The organism is Streptomyces sp. CRCS-T-1 (assembly GCF_024442335.1).
GTDB lineage: Bacteria > Actinomycetota > Actinomycetes > Streptomycetales > Streptomycetaceae > Streptomyces > Streptomyces koelreuteriae.
In genome coordinates, this window is record NZ_CP101651.1 from 5168447 (window position 1) to 5185548 (window position 17102).

Sequence of the window (17102 nt, forward strand, 5' to 3'; positions counted from 1 at the left end):
TCGGATGGGGTGGGTCCGGTGGGAGCGGCCGTGGGGCTTGCCCTCGTCTGATAGATGTGGAGGCCCCCAGTTGACCCCCGAGCAGATACGGGACCGACGGACATGAGCGCCCCTACCCCGGCCCCCGGTGACGACAGGCCCCGAGAAGGGTTCTACCCGGACCCGTCCATTCCCGGATATGTCCGGTACTGGAACGGTGCCTCCTGGGTGCCGGGCACCAGCCGTCCGGCGCCCAAGGAGGGCGAGACGCTCGCGCCGCCGCCCGGTGCGGGGTCCGGCTCCGCCGCCTCGGTCGAGGAGACCGGCCCGCACTTCTTCGACGAGGACCCGGCCGAGGGCCCCGTCCAGGAGCCGTCCGCCGCCGACGCCCAGCACGGCAGCCGTCCCGAACCCGCCACCGCCTGGGGCGCCGACCGCTCCCGCCAGTCCGGCTTCGGCGGCGACCAGGACCGCCGCGTCTCCTGGGGCGCCCCGCAGGGCGCCCAAGGGGCCGCCGCCGCACAGGGATCCGACCCGAGGGTGCCGCACGCCGACCCCGGGCCGCAGGCCGACCAAGGGCCCGACGGCGCGTCCGGCGCTCAGGAGGCGGACGCCGCGTCCGCGGGCGGGGGCACCTTCGTCTTCCGCCGCCCGACGGCGAAGTCCCAGGGAGGCGCGGCGGCAGCCGCCGAAGCCCCCGACGAGGGCACGATGACGTTCCGCGCGGTCTCACCGCGCCAGGGCACGGGAAGCCAGGCGGCCGGTTCCGGCGCGCCCGGCGGACCGGCGGCCTCCGGCGGCAACGCGGGAGCCGGCGGCTTCGGGGCAGCGGGCAGCGGCTCGGCGGGCCCCGCCTTCGGCGGTCAGCCCGGCACGGCCGGGCCCGGTGGCAACCCGTCCGGACCCGCCTTCGGCGCGCAGCCCGGAGCGGCGGGGGCCGGGGCGGCGGGGCCCGGGGCCAACCCCGCGGGGCCCGGCTTCGGCGCGGGCAAGGCGGCCGCCGCCCGGGCCGCCGCAGCGCAGGCCGGTGCGGGGGCGGTCGGCGCCCAGGCCTCCGCGGCCGCCCCGACGGCGCTGTCCGGACCGCAGGCTTCCCCCACCGTCCCCCCGCAGTCCGGCGGACCCCAGCCGGGAGGGACTCCCCTCAGCGCGGGCCCCGGCGGCGGTCAGTCGTCCTGGGCGCAGCAGGTGCACCGGCTCGCCGGCACCGGCGACGAGCAGCCCGTCGCGCCCTGGAAGCCGCCGACCGAGGACGTGTTCCAGGCCGCCGCCCGGCGCCAGGCCGCGGCCCGCCCCGCCGGGCTCGGAAAGCGCCTGGCCGCCCGGCTGCTGGACACGGTCGTCCTCCTGGGCGTCAGCGCCGCGGCCGCAGTGCCGCTCGGCACCATGGCGATCGACCATGTCAACGAGAAGATCGACGCGGCCAAGCTCTCCGGCGAGACCGTCACGGTCTGGCTGCTCGACGGCACCACGTCGGTCTACCTCGGCATCGTCCTGGCCGTCCTGCTGCTCGTGGGCGTCGTCTCCGAGGTGCTGCCCACCGCCAAGTGGGGCCGCACCCTCGGCAAGAAGCTGATGGGTCTCGAGGTGCGGGACATCGAGGGCCACGAGGCCCCGGACTTCGGCTCCGCCCTGCGCCGCTGGCTGGTCTACAGCGTGCCCGGGCTGCTCGTCGTCGGGATCGTCGGCGTCGCCTGGTGCCTCTTCGACAAGCCGTGGCGCCAGTGCTGGCACGACAAGGCCGCCCACACGTTCGTCGCGGGCTGAGAGGCGGCACTCCCGCCCCCGTACCCCGTCCGGCGGTCTGCCGGATGCGGAGGCGGGGGCTTCGCGGTCGACTCGGGCCATGAGCAGTGAACCGCCCCCCGGCTCCGGGCAGCAGCCCCCGGACGACGACCCGTTCAGGAAGCAGCCCCCGAACGAGCCGCCCGGTCAGGGCGCGGGCTCGCCCTACGGCAGCGAACCCCCGCCGTACCAGGGCGGCGGCGGGCCCTACGGTGGCCCCGGCGGCGGTCCCCAGGGCGGGGACCCGTACGGCGGCGGCTCCTACCCCACCGACCCCCTCGCCGGCATGCCCCCGCTCGCCGACAGCGGCAAGCGCACTCTCGCCCGCATCCTCGACATGATCCTGGTGGGCATCGTCGTCTGGCTGGTCACCTGGGGCTTCGGCGTCAACGAGTACGACGTGGACAGCGACCAGATCGAGGTCGGCAAGTCCTTCTGGCAGTCGGGGGTCGCCGCTGTCCTCTACATCGCCTACGACACCATCCTCATCGCCAGGACCGGCCAGACCCTCGGCAAGAAGCTGCTGCACATGCGCGTGGCCAACCTCGACAACGGCGCCACGCCCTCCGTGCAGAACTCGCTGCTGCGGGCCGCGGTGCTGTGGATCCCCTTCGCCTTCTGCTGCGCCTGTGTCTGGACCGCGGTCTGCGGCGGCTGGAGCTTCTTCGACCGGCCCTACAAGCAGGGCCTGCACGACAAGGCGGCCAAGACGGTCGTGGTCAGCACCGGTTGAGGCGTTCGTTCCCGCGGAGCGGGATCAGCCGGCGGTCAGGAGGCGGCCCGTTCGCGCACCGGCTTCGGGGCCGGTGCCGGGGCCGGGACCGAGGCCCGCAGGGGTTCCGCGGGGGCGGGCTGTTCCACGGCGGGCCGGCGTTTGCCGGGCAGCGGCACCGTCATGGCGACCAGCAGCCCGAGGGCGAGCGCGGCGAGGGCGATGATCGCGACCCCCACACCCGAACTCGTCTGTGACAGCAGCAGCATGGCGAGGGTCGAGAAGATCACGGTGCACGAACCGTAGGCGAGCTGTGCGGCAGTCGGACGGGGCATGGCCATCATGTCCTCGAAAAGTGGGGGTCCACGGGGGTGTCGGCCTGGCTTTCCGCCGCTTACCGAGCGTTCCGCCAAGTGACATTCTCAGGGGCAGGGTGCCCGAGCGGAACGTCCGGTAAGCGTGACCTAATCAACAGGTCCGGAGCACAGGGGGCGCACGGGGTCATGGCGTCCACCCAGTGGACATATGCGCGCGCCTGCTGCCAGGTGGGCATGCGGTTGGTTGTCCGCAAAACGAACGTGGACTCCGCATAGTGCACTTGACTTGTCCAAGTCAAGGTCTGTCTTTTCTGCTTAACCTCTAGTCAAATGTCGTCACTTGACTACACGCGTTGATCACGCGCGCGCGGACTCCTCCATATACGAGACCCCTTCCCCCGCGCGCTCGGACGCGGGGGAGGAACTCAAGTGACCAGTAGACCCTGGACGTTCAGAGCCGCCGCCATCGGTGTGGCGCTCGCGGCGGCCTCCGCCACCGTCTCCACCTACGCGGTGGCCCAGGCCGACGACGCCTCCGCTCCCCGGACCACCACCGTGGACCGGCACGACCCGGCGGAGCACCAGCACGACGAGCACAACCTCGAAGGCCCGCTGAGCAAGACCCAGGAGGCTCAGCGCCAGGAGGCCCTGAACCAGGTCATCTCCGGAAAGTCCACGGTCAAGAACCGTGAGGGCTCCAAGGTCGTCCAGCTCAAGAGCAAGAAGGGCGACAGCAAGTACGTCGAGCTCGGCCGCGAGAAGACCGACAAGATCTTTACGATCCTGGTCGAGTTCGGCGACCAGATCGACAGCAAGTACGGCGGCACCCCGGGCCCGCTGCACAACAAGATAGCCAAGCCCGACCGCAAGAAGGACAACTCCACGGCCTGGCGGGCGGACTACAACCAGAAGTACTTCGAGGACCTCTACTTCGGCACCGGCAAGAACACCGAGTCGGTCAAGAAGTACTACGAGAAGCAGTCCTCGGGCCGTTACTCGGTCGAGGGCGAGGTCTCCGACTGGGTCAAGGTCCCCTACAACGAGGCCCGTTACGGCAACAACGCCTGCGGCGACACCAACTGCCCGAGCGTGTGGAACGTCGTCAGCGACGGTCTGACCTCGTGGGTCGCGCAGCAGAAGGCCGCCGGCAAGACCGACGCCGAGATCAAGGCGGACGTCAAGCAGTACGACCAGTGGGACCGCTACGACTTCGACGGCGACGGCGACTTCAACGAGTCCGACGGCTACATCGACCACTTCCAGGTCGTGCACGCCGGTGAGGACGAGTCCGCGGGCGGCGGCGCGCAGGGCACCGACGCGATCTGGGCCCACCGCTGGTACGCCTTCGGCACCGACGCCGGCGCCACCGGCCCCGCCGACAACAAGCTCGGCGGCGCGAAGATCGGCGACACCGGCATCTGGGTCGGTGACTACACCGTCCAGCCCGAGAACGGCGGACTCGGCGTCTACGCCCACGAGTACGGCCACGACCTCGGTCTGCCGGACCATTACGACACCACCGGAGCCGGCGACAACTCCACCGGCTTCTGGACCCTGATGTCCTCCGGCTCCTGGCTCGGCACCGGCAAGAACGAGATCGGTGACCTGCCCGGCGACATGACCGCCTGGGACAAGATGCAGCTGGGCTGGCTCAAGTACGACACCGCGAAGGCCGCGACGAACTCGTGGCACAAGCTGGGGGTCGCGGAGTACAACACGAAGCACAAGCAGGGCCTCGTGGTGGAGCTGCCGAAGAAGGCCGTCACCACCGAGCTGGTCACCCCGGCCCAGGGCGCCACCCAGTGGTGGAGCGGCAGCGGCAACGACCTCAAGAACACGCTGGCCCGGTCCGTCGACCTGACCGGCAAGAAGTCGGCGTCGCTGACCCTCGACGGCTGGTACGAGATCGAGGCCAACTACGACCACCTCTACGCCGAGGTGTCGACCGACGGCGGCGCCAACTTCACCGCCCTGGACGGCACGGTGGACGGCCGGCCGATCCCGCGTGACGGCAGCGACAAGCCGGCGCTGACCGGCACGGTCGACGGCTACAAGAAGCTGGCGTACTCCCTGGACGCCTACGCGGGCAAGAAGATCGACCTGCGCTTCCGCTACCAGACCGACGGCGGCCTGGCGATGAAGGGCTTCGCGGGCGACCGCATCACCGTCACCGCCGACGGCGCCGCCGTGTTCTCCGACGACGCCGAGTCCGCGGACGCGGCCTGGACGGCGAAGGGCTTCTCCCGCATGGGCGCGTCCTTCACCAAGGACTACGCGCAGTACTACATCGCGGAGAACCGCCAGTACGTGTCGTACGACAAGACCCTCAAGGTCGGCCCGTACAACTTCGGCTTCGCCACGACCCGTCCGGACTGGGTGGAGCACTACCCGTACCAGAACGGTCTGTTGATCTGGAAGTGGGACACCTCCCAGGCGGACAACAACACCAGCGACCACCCGGGCACGGGTCTGCTGCTGCCCGTCGACTCGCACTCGAAGGCCTTGAAGTGGTCCGACGGCACGCTGATGCGCAACCGGATCCAGGCCTACGACTCGCCCTTCAGCCTCTACGGCACGGACGGCATCAAGCTGCACAACGCGGGCGTCGTGACCCGCGTCCCGTCGTCGAAGGGGGTGTCGGTCTTCAACGACCGGAAGAACACCTACTACGACGAGACGAACAAGACCGGCGGCGTCAAGATCACTGACACCAACACGAAGATCAAGATCATCAAGGAGGCGAAGGACGGCTCGACGATCGAGCTCGAGGTCGCCCCCGCAGCGAAGTAAAACGCGTTTTCCCAGCTCAGAGCATGATCGGCGGTGACCCCCTGGCGGGTCACCGCCGATCCGTGTTTAGGTGCGTCCTGTGGTTCTCTTATTGACACCGACCGACACGGGGGGATGACCGCATGGCCGCAGGAGGCTTCTGCAAGCTGCCGAACGGCACGGTGGTGGTGGCACTGAACCTGCCCAGCCCCGCCGCCGACGGCCCCGGCTGCGTCCGCGTGCTCGTCCACTCGGCCAACCGCGCCCGAGCCCTGACCAGGCTCCGCAACCTCGGCCTGCGCGCCGTCTACCTGCGCGGCAACGCCGCCCCACCGACCCCCGACGAGGTCACGGCCGTCCTCCACCACCCCGACGGCCTCATATGGCGCACGGCCCCTGACAACGGTGTCCTCGCCCCGGACCTCACCACGGAACTCTGGCGCCCGATCAGATCCCTCCTGAGACGCCCGACGGCCCAGACCTGACCCCACGCCCCTGGGAGCGCACCCACGCACCCCCGGCCGCCCACCACCCGGCGTGCGGCCCGGGGCCGGTACCGCGAGGGCTGCGACTCGGCTTGCGGTGGGCGTGGCCCGCCCGGCCGCCCGCTGCCCGGGCGCGATCGGACCGCCCGCCACGGCCCAGGGCCGGTCCGCGCATGGCTGCGGATCAGCCCGCGACGGGGCATGGCCCGCCCGGGGCCGCAGAGGGCCTGGTGGCTCGCCGACCCCAGCCGGATGGCCCTCGCCCGGTGGCCCGTGGTCGTCCCGCGACAGGCCCGGGCCGGGATGCGCTCGGATGTGCCTCCACCGGGGCCCACCGGGCGATTGCCGGCCGTCCGGCCGGGCGGGATTCTGCGGCCGGGGGACGCCGCCGGGGCCTGTCCGCCGCTGCACAGCCTGGGTGCGGGTTTCGCTCGGGTCTGAAAGCTCGCCGTCCGGGCGGGACCCCACCACCGCCGCGAAGCGCCCGCAGCGGCTTGGCGTGCGGTGGGGCGCGGCCCGCCCTGGGCCTGATCACGGCCTCGGCCGTGTGTGGCCCCCGACCCGAGCCGGATACGCCCAGCCGAGAGTCGGGGTCTACGGTCGGCCCCGGCTCTCCGTCCGCCGGACCCCTACTGGACGACCGGCTTCCCCGACAGCTCCACGCCCGCCTCGCGGAGCTCCTCCAGGGCTCGCTCGGTGGTTTCCTGGGAGACGCCTGCCGTGAGGTCGAGGAGGACCTGGGTGCGGAAGCCCTCGCGGGACGCGTCCAGGGCTGTGGCGCGGACGCAGTGGTCCGTGGCGATGCCGACGACGTCCACCTCCGTCACGTCTCGGGAGCGGAGCCAGTCGGCCAGGTTCGTGCCGTTCTCGTCCGCCCCCTCGAAGCCGCTGTACGCCGCCGAGTACGCCCCCTTGTCGAACACGGCGTCGATCGAGCCGGAGGCGACCGCGGGGGCGAAATTGGGGTGGAAGCCGACGCCCTCCGTGCCCGCGACGCAGTGCGCGGGCCAGGAGTGGACGTAGTCCGGGTTCGTGGAGAAGTGGCCGCCGGGAGCGATGTGGTGGTCGCGGGTGGCCACGACGTGCTGGTAGCCGGACCCGGCCGCCTGCCCGATCAGCTCCGTCACGGCGGCGGCCACATCGGCACCGCCGGACACCGCGAGGCTGCCCCCCTCGCAGAAGTCGTTCTGCACGTCTACGACGATCAAGGCGCGGCGCATGGTCGGTGTCCTTCGGCTATGAGGTCGGCAAGCCCGGCCGGTGAACTTCCGAGCCTATTGACAGAGGGGAGAGGGCGGGAGGGGAACGGGTCGGCGCAACGCGGCACACCGCATTAGCTACCCGAGGCGCCGTGCGCGTACTCCGTGGGAAGGACGGGCTCCCCGCGCGAGAGCTGCGTGGCCGACATCGGGAGCCCGGCGCGCGCCGCCGTGTGCCGCTCGCGCGCCGCGTCCAGCGGCTCGCGCGCCACCACCTCGCCCCCCTTGACCAGCTCCACCAGCAGCTGCCGGTCCGCGAGAGCGGCCGGCACCGGCCCCGTGCCGATCACCTCGGCCTCGGCGACCCCGTAGGCGTCCAGCCGCCGCGCGGCCCACTTGCGTCCGCCCACCGACGTCTTGCCCCCGGTCGACCGCTTCGCCACCGGCACCAGCGGTGCCCGCGGGCCGGTGGACTCGGCCCGCGCGACCAGCTTGTAGACCATCGAGGACGTCGGATGCCCGGAACCGGTCACCAGCTGCGTACCGACGCCGTACGCGTCCACCGGCGCCGCCGCCAGCGAGGCGATCGCGTACTCGTCCAGATCCGAGGTCACCACGATCTTCGTACCGGTCGCCCCCAGCTCGTCGAGCTGCTGCCGCACCCGGTGCGCCACCAGCAGCAGATCACCGGAGTCGATCCGTACGGCCCCGAGGTCGGTGCCGGCGACCTCCACGGCCGTGCGCACGGCCTCGGCGACGTCGTAGGTGTCGACGAGCAGGGTCGTGCCCCGGCCCAGCGTGTTCACCTGGGCCTGGAAGGCGTCCCGCTCGCTGTCGTGCAGCAGCGTGAAGGCGTGCGCGGAGGTGCCGACGGTCGGGATGCCGTAGCGGAAACCGGCGGCGAGGTCGGAGGTGGTGGCGAAGCCGCCGACGTACGCGGCCCGGGAGGCCGCCACCGCCGCCAGCTCGTGCGTGCGCCGGGCGCCCATCTCGATCAGCGGCCGGCCCCCGGCGGCCGCCGACATCCGCGAGGCCGCCGCGGCGATCGCCGAGTCGTGGTTGAGGATCGAGAGGATCACCGTCTCCAGCATCACGCACTCGGCGAAGGTGCCCTCGACGCGCATGATCGGCGAGCCCGGGAAGTACACCTCGCCCTCGGGGTAGCCCCAGATGTCCCCGCTGAAGCGGTAGCCGGCGAGCCATGCGAGGGTCTGCTCGTCCACGATCTCCCGCTCGCGCAGGAAGCCGAGGACGTCCGGGTCGAAGCGGAAGTTCTCCACCGCGTCCAGCACCCGGCCGGTGCCCGCCACGACGCCGTAGCGGCGCCCGTTCGGCAGCCTTCGGGTGAAGACCTCGAACACGCTCCGCCGCTCGGCCGTGCCCGCCTCGAGCGCGGCCCGCAGCATCGTCAGCTCGTACTGGTCCGTGAAGAGCGCCGTCGAGGGAACGTCCACCGGCAGCCCAAGGTCCGCTGTGTTCATGGCAGGATCGTACCCCCATTTCGTCAGTCTGACGATTTGCATCAAGACTCCGTGCCCGCAAGCCCGTTTGTGCGACTACCCCCCTCGGGTGGCAGCATGGGCATGTGACGTCACCCGCACCCCTGGAGATCGAACGCACCGAGTCGGCGGAGGAGGTCTTCGCCGTCCCCGAGCCGGACCTCCCCTGGGTCACGATCGTCCACAACGACCCGGTCAACCTCATGAGCTATGTGACGTACGTCTTCCAGACGTATTTCGGCTACTCCAAGGACAAGGCCACCAAGCTCATGATGGACGTCCACCACAAGGGCCGGGCGGTCGTCTCCAGCGGCAGCCGCGAGGAGATGGAACGCGACGTGCAGGCCATGCACGGCTACGGCCTGTGGGCCACTCTCCAGCAGGACCGCAAGTAGCCAGCACCCCGCCCAGCAGCGAAAAGGCGTTCATGCCCGGAACCTTCGAACCGCTTCCCGGCGGCGGCGCGGCCGTCGCCCTCGACGACGTCGAGATCTCCATCATCCGGTCGCTGGCCGTCCAGCTCCTGGAGCTCATCGGCCCCGGCCCCGGCGAGGACGCCTCCGACGACCCGCTCGCCGAGCTGTTCGCCGAGGGCCCGAGCGAGCCTCCCTCCGACCCGGTGCTCAAGCGGCTCTTCCCGGACGCCTACAGCGACCCCGAGCAGAGCGCCTCGCCCCGCGACGCCGAGGAGCAGCGGGCGTACTCCGCGGAGTTCCGCCGCTACACGGAGAACGACCTGCGGGCCGGCAAGCGCGACAGCGCCCTCGCGGTGATCCGCTCCCTGGACGCGCTCTCCTCGGCCGCGGCCGGCGAGGGCGGGGCCGTGCTGAAGCTGTCGCCGGAGGAGTCCCAGCGGTGGCTCGGCGCGCTGAACGATCTGCGGCTCGCGATCGGCTCGCGGCTGGAAATCACCGACGAGGAGGACAGCGACCTCCTCTACCGCCTCCCGGACGAGGACCCGCGCAAGCCCATGGTGATGGCGTACCTGTGGCTGGGTGGACTCCAGGAGACGCTGGTCGGAACGCTAATGCCCTGATCAGTGCGGGTCTTGTGACCGGCGGGTGACCGATCGGTGTTCGCGCGGTGTTCGCTCAGGGGACACTCAAATCCGGATAACGATCGCGTCACCGCGCCCGCCTTCTATGCCGTCTTCGGCTGCGCTTTGTCCGGTTCTCCCTGTGTGGTGCGTCACAAATCAGCCATGTGATCAATGTTGCGGCCGTGATAAATCTTCACGACCGCCCGGCCGACACCACCCGAATGTCCGGCCGGGTGCGCCACCGAGCCGGCAACCGCCGGCCAGGCACGAGCGGCCCTCCGGGGCCCGCTCAGCTCCATCATTCCGGGGGGATCGAGACCCGATCCGAGGCCGAGGAGAGGCCTGGATCGGCATGGAGAAAGGCGCACCACACATGACCTCTGCGCAGGTCGACACGGAAAACGTCCCCGAAGAGGGGTACGAGCGAGGGCTCGGCAGCCGCCAGGTCCAGATGATCGCGATCGGCGGCGCCATCGGCGTCGGCCTGTTCATGGGTGCCGGAGCGAACATCGCCAAGGCGGGCCCCAGCATCATCCTCATGTACGCCCTCGCGGGCGTCGTCATCTTCTTCATCATGCGGGCCCTGGGCGAGCTGCTCCTCTACCGGCCCGTCTCCGGCTCCTTCGCCGAGTACGCCCGCGAGTTCCTCGGCCCGTTCTTCGGGTTCGTCACGGGCTGGACGTACTGGCTCATGTGGGTGGTCACCGGCATGGCCGAGCTCACGGCCGCCGCGATCTACATCCACTTCTGGTTCCCGGAGATCCCGCAGTGGGTCAGCGCCCTGGCGTTCCTCGTGGTGCTCTTCGGCGTCAACCTGATCTCCGTCAAGATCTTCGGCGAGGTCGAGTTCTGGTTCTCGATGATCAAGGTCACGGCCATCATCGGCATGATCGTCATCGGCCTCGGCGTGCTCACCCTCGGCTTCTCCGACGCCGGTGACACCGCCACCGTCTCCAACCTCTGGGCGCACGACGGCTTCTTCCCGAACGGCATCGGCTCCAGCCTGATGACGCTCCAGGGCGTCATGTTCGCCTACCTCGCCGTCGAGCTCGTCGGCGTCACCGCGGGCGAGTCCGAGAACCCCGAGAAGACCCTGCCCAAGGCCATCAACACCCTGCCCTGGCGCATCATCGTCTTCTACGTCGGCGCCCTGCTGGTGATCCTCTCCGTGGTCAAGTGGACCGAGTTCTCCGCCGGCGAGAGCCCCTTCGTCCACGCGTTCGGCAAGATCGGCATCCCGCTCGCCGCGGGCATCGTCAACTTCGTGGTGCTCACCGCGGCCCTGTCGTCCTGCAACTCGGGCATGTACTCCACCGGCCGGATGCTGCGCGACCTCGCGTCCAACAGCGAGGCCCCGCAGGCCTTCGGCAAGCTCAACGCCCGCAAGACGCCCGCCGTCGGCATCTCGGTCTCCGTGGCGCTCATGGGCATCGGCGTCGTCCTGAACTACGTCGTCCCGGAGAAGGCGTTCCTCTACGTCACCTCCGTCGCCACCGCGGCCGGCATCTGGACCTGGATGATGATCCTCGTCAGCCACATCCGCTACCGCGCCGCGGTCGACGCGGGCCGGCTGCGCGCCTCGTCCTTCCCCGCCCCCGGCGGAGCGCTCTTCAGCTGGGTCGCGCTCCTCTTCCTCATCGGCGTGACCTTCATGATCGCGTACGACAAGGACGCGCGGATCTGCCTGTACGTCGCCGCCGGCTGGGCCGTCGCCCTCGGCGTCGGCTGGAGGGTCCTCAAGAGCCGCAACCCGCAGATCGCCGAGCGCCGCGGCGACGCGGAGTTCGAGAAGGTCGGCTGACCAACCCCGCAGGACGCCCAGCCGCAGGGAGTACTCGTGGCACTCCCTGCGGCTGCCGCTCAGGGCGTCCGGCATATGGGCCGTTCCGTACCAACCCTCGGTACGGAACGGCCCTTCTGCTTATCCTGACCGGCATGCTGACCATCACCCAGGCCCTCGTCGACCAGATCGTCGCCCACGCGCGCAAGGACCACCCCGACGAGGCGTGCGGCGTGATCGCGGGCCCCGAGGGCTCGGACCGCCCCGAGCGCTTCATCCCGATGCTGAACGCGGCCATGTCGCCCACGTTCTACGAGTTCGACTCCGGCGATCTGCTCAAGCTCTACCGCGAGATGGACGACCGCGACGAGGAGCCGGTGGTCGTCTACCACTCCCACACGGCGACCGAGGCCTACCCCTCCCGCACCGACATCTCCTACGCGAACGAGCCGGGCGCCCACTACGTCCTCGTCTCCACCGCCGACACGGACGGGGCCGGTGACTTCCAGTTCCGCTCGTTCCGTATCGTCGAGGGCGTGGTCACGGAGGAAGAGGTCCGGATCGTCGAGGCCTACTGAGCAGGCCTGAAGCAGGCTCTCGGCAAGCCCAGAACAAGCTCTGAGCAGCGCGGTCTCATTCCCCGGCCTCGAACCGTCCGCGATGTGGGATCACATTCCAGTACCCGGACCGGGAATCGATACGATGACCCCATGGTTTTCCACGACGTGAGCGACAAGACGCCGGGCGAGCTGCTCGTGGCGCGGCTGCACGTCGACCTGTGCAGGCTCGCCAGCGCCATCTGTTGACGCAGGTCCCTGCCGCCGTACGGCCGTGAGCCGCGGCGCTGCACACACGCACCAGCCCGGCTGTTCCTGCGCTGCCGCGCGCCCCGACCGACTACTCCCGACAGGAGCCCTGAAGCCATGGCCATCGAGGTCCGCATCCCGACCATCCTCCGCACGTACACCGACGGTCAGAAGGCGGTGGAGGCCAGCGGTGACACCCTCGCCGAGCTGTTCACCGACCTCGAGACCCGGCACGCCGGCATCCAGGCCCGCATCGTCGACGGCGACCAGCTGCGCCGCTTCGTGAACGTGTACCTGAACGACGAGGACGTCCGCTTCCTCGACGGCATCAACACCAAGCTGTCGGACGGCGACAACGTCACGATCCTGCCGGCCGTGGCCGGCGGCATGGTCTGATCACTCATGCGCTACGACTCACCCCTGGCCGCGGTGGGCAACACCCCCCTGGTGCGCCTGCCGCGGCTGTCGCCGTCCCCCGACGTCCGTATCTGGGCGAAGCTGGAGGACCGCAACCCCACCGGCTCGGTCAAGGACCGTCCGGCCCTGCACATGATCGAGCAGGCGGAGAAGGACGGCCGCCTCACCCCGGGCTGCACCATCCTGGAGCCCACCTCGGGCAACACCGGCATCTCGCTGGCCATGGCGGCCAAGCTCAAGGGCTACCGCATCGTCTGCGTGATGCCGGAGAACACCTCCCAGGAGCGCCGGGACCTGCTGGCCATGTGGGGCGCCGAGATCGTCTCCTCCCCGGCCGCGGGCGGCTCCAACACCGCCGTGCGCGTCGCCAAGGAGCTCTCGGCCGAGCACCCGGACTGGGTGATGCTGTACCAGTACGGCAACCCGGACAACGCCGGCGCCCACTACGCGACGACGGGCCCGGAGATCCTCGCCGACCTGCCCTCCGTCACCCACTTCGTGGCGGGCCTTGGCACCACGGGCACGCTCATGGGCGTGGGCCGCTTCCTGCGCGAGCACAAGCCGGACGTCCAGATCGTCGCCGCCGAACCGCGCTACGACGACCTGGTCTACGGCCTGCGCAACCTCGACGAGGGCTTCGTCCCCGAGCTGTACGACGCCTCCGTCCTCACCAGCCGCTTCTCGGTCGGCTCGGCCGACGCGGTCACCCGCACCCGGGAGTTGCTCCAGCAGGAGGGCATCTTCGCCGGCGTCTCGACGGGCGCCGCGCTGCACGCCGCGCTCGGCATGGGCCGCAAGGCCGTGAAGGCCGGTGAGCAGGCCGACATCGTCTTCGTCGTCGCGGACGGCGGCTGGAAGTACCTGTCGACGGGCGTCTACACGGCGGCCACGACGGAAGAGGCGATCGAGACGCTCCAGGGACAGCTCTGGGCGTAGCGCACACCGACAGACAGGAAGGGCTGGGGCCATCGCGCTCCAGCCTTCTTGTGTCTCACCCCGCCAGATACCGCACCCGGTCCCACAGCGCCGGGTCCACCACCCCGACCCGGCGCCGGAAGCCCCACACCGGGACCTCCCGCAGCTCGTCCGTCTCCAGGAAGCTCGCGCGGCCCCTGGCATCGCCGACCGAGCCCGGCGGCAGCGGGATGACCCCGCCCCGCTCGTCCCGGAACCGCGTGGTGATCTTCACGACGGTCGCCCGCTCCCCGCGCACCGCCAGCACCAGACACGGCCGGTCCTTCGTCCGCGCCTCGTCCTCGTAGGGCACGTCCGCCCACCAGATCTCCGCCGGCTGCGGCAGCCCCGCCACCGCGGTGGCCGGTGCCACCCGCCTGCCTCGCCGCGCCGACGAGCGGCGCCCCCAGCCGTCTACGAGCGTGGCGACGAGCGCGAGCAGTACCACCGCGGCGAGCGCCAGCCACCAGGACGTGTCCATACTGAGACGTTACCGGCGCCATCCCTCCCGTGCGCCCTTCCTCACAAGGATCACGCCCCGCCCTGCCGCCCGAACCGGTGACACCACAGGTGAGTTCGCCCACAACAGCCCTTGGCGGAGGAGCTACCGGAGGTTTTGCGCCTTACGCTCGACAAACCGCACGACCCCCGACGCCCCTTACACAGACTTTCCCGCCAGCGGAGGTTTCTGCTTCATGAAGCTCACCGTCGTCGGCTGCTCGGGGTCGTTCCCGTCCGCGGAATCGGCCTGCTCGAGCTACCTCGTCGAGGCCGACGGCTTCCGGCTGCTTCTCGACATGGGCAACGGTGCCCTGGGCGAGCTGCAGCGCCACTGCGGTCTCTACGACCTCGACGCGATCTTCCTCAGCCATCTGCACGCCGACCACTGCATCGACATGTGCGCGTACTTCGTCGCGCGCTACTACCGCCACGACGGCGGCCGCTGCGACCCGCTCCCGGTCTACGGACCCGAGGGCACCGAACACCGGCTGACCACCGCCTACGCGGACACCCCCTCCGCCTCCTCCATGAGTGAGGTCTTCGACTTCCACACGGTCAAGCCGTCCACGTTCGAGATCGGCCCCTTCACGGTGCACACCGAGCGGGTGGCCCACCCCGTGGAGGCGTACGGCATCCGCATCGAACACGACGGCAAGGTGCTGACGTACTCCGGCGACACGGGCATCAGCCCCGCCCTGGACGAACTCGCCCGGGACGCCGACCTGTTCCTGTGCGAAGCCGCGTTCACGCACGGCAAGGAGAACATCCCCGACCTGCACCTCAACGGCCGAGAGGCGGGTGAGACCGCTGCCCGGGCAGGCGCCCGGCACCTGGTCCTCACCCACATCCCGCCGTGGACGGACCCCCAGGTCAACGTCGACGACGCCCGCGCGGTCTACGACGGTCCGGTGGCCCTGGCGGCACCGCGGCAGACGTACGAGGTCTGAGCTCCGCGCCCTTGAGGCCCACGCGCGCGAAGGCCCCGGAACCAGCAGTCGGTTCCGGGGCCTTCGTCGTGCCGCGTGCTACTTGGCCTCGGCCTTCTGCAACTCGGCGAGTTCCTCGTCGGACTCGCGGCCCGGCGTCGGCAGGTTGAACTTGGTGATCGCGAAGCGGAAGACCACGTAGTAGACCGCCGCGAAGCACAGGCCCACCAGGGCCAGGCCCCACGGGTTGGTCGCGATGCCCAGGTTCAGACCGAAGTCGATCGCGCCGGCCGAGAAGCCGAAGCCGTCCTTCATGCCGAGCGCCCAGGTCAGTGCCATCGAGACACCGGTGAGCACGGCGTGGATCGCGTACAGCACCGGGGCGATGAACATGAAGGTGAACTCGATCGGCTCGGTGACACCGGTGACGAAGGAGGTCAGCGCGAGGGAGAGCATCATGCCGCCGACGACCTTGCGGCGCTCGGGGCGGGCGCAGTGCACGATGGCGAGGCAGGCCGCGGGCAGGGCGAACATCATGATCGGGAAGAAGCCGGTCATGAACTGCCCGGCGGTCGGGTCACCGGCCAGGAAGCGCGCGATGTCACCGCTCTTGCCCTCGTAGGAGCCGGCCTGGAGCCAGGGGAAGGAGTTCAGCAGGTGGTGCATGCCCACCGGGATCAGCGCCCGGTTGGCGACGCCGAAGATGCCCGCGCCGACGGCCCCGGAGCCGACCAGCCACTCACCGAAGTTGTGCAGCGCCGTGCCGAGGACCGGCCAGATGTAGCCGAAGACGATCCCGATGAACAGGCCCGCGAAGGCGGACAGGATCGGAACCAGGCGCCGCCCGCCGAAGAAGCCCGCCCAGTCCGGCAGCTTGGTGCGGTAGAAGCGCTGGTAGAGCAGCGCGACGACGAGGCCCATCACCACACCGCCCAGCACCTTGGCGTCGGCCGGGGCCTCCACCATGACGGCCTTGCCGTCGACGGCCGCCGCCACCTTCGGCAGGGTCGGGTCGGTGAAGGTGGCCAGCACGCCCTTGAAGACCAGATAGCCGACAACCGCGGCCAGGGCGGTCGAGCCGTCCGCCTTCTTCGCGAAGCCGATCGCGATGCCCACGGCGAACAGCAGCGGCATGTTGTCCAGGATCGCGTTGCCGCCCGCGGTCATGAAGCTCGCGATCCGGGTGATGAACTCCGGGAACGACTCCCGCCCCAGCATGTCGGTGTTGCCGAGGCGGACCAGGAGGGCGGCGGCCGGCAGCACGGCGACGGGCAGCATCAGGCTGCGCCCGATACGCTGCAGGACCGCCATCACCGCAGCCCCCTTCTTCGGGCTCGCGGGCGCGGCTGTGTCTGTGGACATGAACTTCCTCCAGGGGGCACGGCGCCGCCCAGGAAGAGTTCGACGGGGGACGGCGGCGTCTCAACAAGGGGAGCGCGGATACACCGCGCGTCCTCCACCGGTGAGTGGTGTAGACCAGTTGTAGCACGGTAGGCCGAACGAGTGGAACCCGCGAATTCCACCCCCTTTGTCGAGAGGTGGAAGTGTGGTGTAGACCAGTCGTCGGCACGGTCGCGCGCCATAGCCGCTCGCGAAGATGGGCCAACTGTGGGTTACTGCGACAAAGCGGTTCGGATCAGGGAGAACGAAGATGGCCAGCAAGGCTGAGAAGATCGTTGCCGGGCTCGGCGGCATCGACAACATCGAAGAGGTCGAAGGCTGCATCACCCGCCTGCGGACCGAGGTCGTCGACCCCGGCAAGGTCGACGAGGCCGCCCTGAAGGCCGCCGGAGCCCACGGCGTCGTCAAGATGGGCACCGCCATCCAGGTCGTCATCGGCACCGACGCCGACCCCATCGCGGCGGAGATCGAAGACTTGATGTGAAGAGCGGGGATCATCCCCGGCTTCACCCCCTGAGGTCACCTGTGAGGGG

At 70.3% G+C, this 17102-nt stretch carries 18 protein-coding genes; 13 read left to right on the plus strand and 5 right to left on the minus strand.

Annotation, left to right across the window (positions count from 1 at the left end):
• Nucleotides 1-102: 102 nt before the first annotated feature.
• Together NNW99_RS23455 and NNW99_RS23460 are read left to right on the plus strand one after the other, a co-directional pair.
• Entirely contained in the window at nt 103-1746 is a 1644-nt protein-coding gene (locus NNW99_RS23455; RefSeq protein ID WP_215121098.1) for an RDD family protein, read from the plus strand.
• Between the two features lie 79 nt (nt 1747-1825).
• Complete coding sequence (locus NNW99_RS23460; RefSeq protein WP_215121099.1) at nt 1826-2497, plus strand: RDD family protein; 672 nt, start codon at nt 1826-1828, stop codon at nt 2495-2497.
• Nucleotides 2498-2532: 35 nt separating this feature from the next.
• On the opposite strand, the gene NNW99_RS23465 is transcribed toward NNW99_RS23460, so the two are convergent.
• Nucleotides 2533-2811: a hypothetical protein gene (locus NNW99_RS23465; RefSeq protein WP_215121100.1), complete on the minus strand. Its 279-nt coding sequence runs from the start codon at nt 2809-2811 to the stop codon at nt 2533-2535.
• 411 nt (nt 2812-3222) lie between these two features.
• Here NNW99_RS23465 and NNW99_RS23470 point away from each other — a divergent pair, with 411 nt between their 5' ends.
• A complete protein-coding gene (locus NNW99_RS23470) occupies nt 3223-5583 on the plus strand; it encodes an immune inhibitor A domain-containing protein (RefSeq protein ID WP_215121101.1) in 2361 nt (786 codons plus the stop codon).
• A gap of 122 nt (nt 5584-5705) precedes the next feature.
• Nucleotides 5706-6047, plus strand: a complete 342-nt coding sequence (locus tag NNW99_RS23475) for a hypothetical protein (RefSeq protein WP_215121102.1) — start codon at nt 5706-5708, stop codon at nt 6045-6047.
• Between the two features lie 629 nt (nt 6048-6676).
• Here NNW99_RS23475 and NNW99_RS23480 read toward each other — a convergent pair.
• Both NNW99_RS23480 and NNW99_RS23485 read right to left on the minus strand, forming a co-directional pair.
• On the minus strand, nt 6677-7267 hold the full coding sequence (locus NNW99_RS23480) for a nicotinamidase (protein WP_215121103.1): 591 nt from the start codon (nt 7265-7267) through the stop codon (nt 6677-6679).
• Nucleotides 7268-7380: 113 nt separating this feature from the next.
• Entirely contained in the window at nt 7381-8727 is a 1347-nt protein-coding gene (locus tag NNW99_RS23485) for a nicotinate phosphoribosyltransferase (RefSeq protein WP_215121104.1), read from the minus strand.
• A 104-nt stretch (nt 8728-8831) separates the two neighbouring features.
• Here NNW99_RS23485 and clpS point away from each other — a divergent pair, with 104 nt between their 5' ends.
• The 7 genes from clpS (at nt 8832) to NNW99_RS23515 (ending at nt 13723) form a co-directional block, all read left to right on the plus strand.
• Nucleotides 8832-9140: an ATP-dependent Clp protease adapter ClpS gene (gene clpS, locus NNW99_RS23490; protein WP_184593217.1), complete on the plus strand. Its 309-nt coding sequence runs from the start codon at nt 8832-8834 to the stop codon at nt 9138-9140.
• A gap of 32 nt (nt 9141-9172) precedes the next feature.
• The gene (locus NNW99_RS23495) at nt 9173-9781 is read left to right on the plus strand and encodes a DUF2017 domain-containing protein (RefSeq protein WP_215121105.1); all 609 of its coding nucleotides are present in this window, start codon (nt 9173-9175) and stop codon (nt 9779-9781) included.
• 376 nt (nt 9782-10157) lie between these two features.
• Entirely contained in the window at nt 10158-11585 is a 1428-nt protein-coding gene (locus NNW99_RS23500; RefSeq protein WP_215121106.1) for an amino acid permease, read from the plus strand.
• Between the two features lie 134 nt (nt 11586-11719).
• Nucleotides 11720-12142 carry a Mov34/MPN/PAD-1 family protein gene (locus NNW99_RS23505; RefSeq protein ID WP_215121107.1) on the plus strand — a complete coding sequence of 141 codons (423 nt, stop codon included), beginning with the start codon at nt 11720-11722 and terminating at the stop codon, nt 12140-12142.
• Between the two features lie 132 nt (nt 12143-12274).
• Nucleotides 12275-12370: a putative leader peptide gene (locus NNW99_RS39175; RefSeq protein WP_311125941.1), complete on the plus strand. Its 96-nt coding sequence runs from the start codon at nt 12275-12277 to the stop codon at nt 12368-12370.
• A 117-nt stretch (nt 12371-12487) separates the two neighbouring features.
• Nucleotides 12488-12766: a MoaD/ThiS family protein gene (locus tag NNW99_RS23510; protein ID WP_184593209.1), complete on the plus strand. Its 279-nt coding sequence runs from the start codon at nt 12488-12490 to the stop codon at nt 12764-12766.
• 6 nt (nt 12767-12772) lie between these two features.
• Complete coding sequence (locus tag NNW99_RS23515) at nt 12773-13723, plus strand: PLP-dependent cysteine synthase family protein (protein ID WP_215121108.1); 951 nt, start codon at nt 12773-12775, stop codon at nt 13721-13723.
• A gap of 55 nt (nt 13724-13778) precedes the next feature.
• Here NNW99_RS23515 and NNW99_RS23520 read toward each other — a convergent pair whose 3' ends face one another.
• Nucleotides 13779-14222, minus strand: coding sequence for a type II toxin-antitoxin system PemK/MazF family toxin (locus tag NNW99_RS23520; RefSeq protein WP_215121109.1), 444 nt, complete (start codon nt 14220-14222; stop codon nt 13779-13781).
• Nucleotides 14223-14436: 214 nt separating this feature from the next.
• On the opposite strand from NNW99_RS23520, the gene NNW99_RS23525 reads away from it, so the two are divergent.
• Nucleotides 14437-15189: an MBL fold metallo-hydrolase gene (locus NNW99_RS23525; protein WP_215121110.1), complete on the plus strand. Its 753-nt coding sequence runs from the start codon at nt 14437-14439 to the stop codon at nt 15187-15189.
• A gap of 78 nt (nt 15190-15267) precedes the next feature.
• On the opposite strand, the gene NNW99_RS23530 is transcribed toward NNW99_RS23525, so the two are convergent.
• Nucleotides 15268-16530 (minus strand): PTS transporter subunit EIIC, encoded by a 1263-nt coding sequence (locus NNW99_RS23530; protein WP_215121111.1) that lies wholly within the window; start codon nt 16528-16530, stop codon nt 15268-15270.
• A 289-nt stretch (nt 16531-16819) separates the two neighbouring features.
• On the opposite strand from NNW99_RS23530, the gene NNW99_RS23535 reads away from it, so the two are divergent.
• On the plus strand, nt 16820-17053 hold the full coding sequence (locus NNW99_RS23535) for a glucose PTS transporter subunit EIIB (RefSeq protein WP_215121112.1): 234 nt from the start codon (nt 16820-16822) through the stop codon (nt 17051-17053).
• Nucleotides 17054-17102 lie beyond the last annotated feature (49 nt).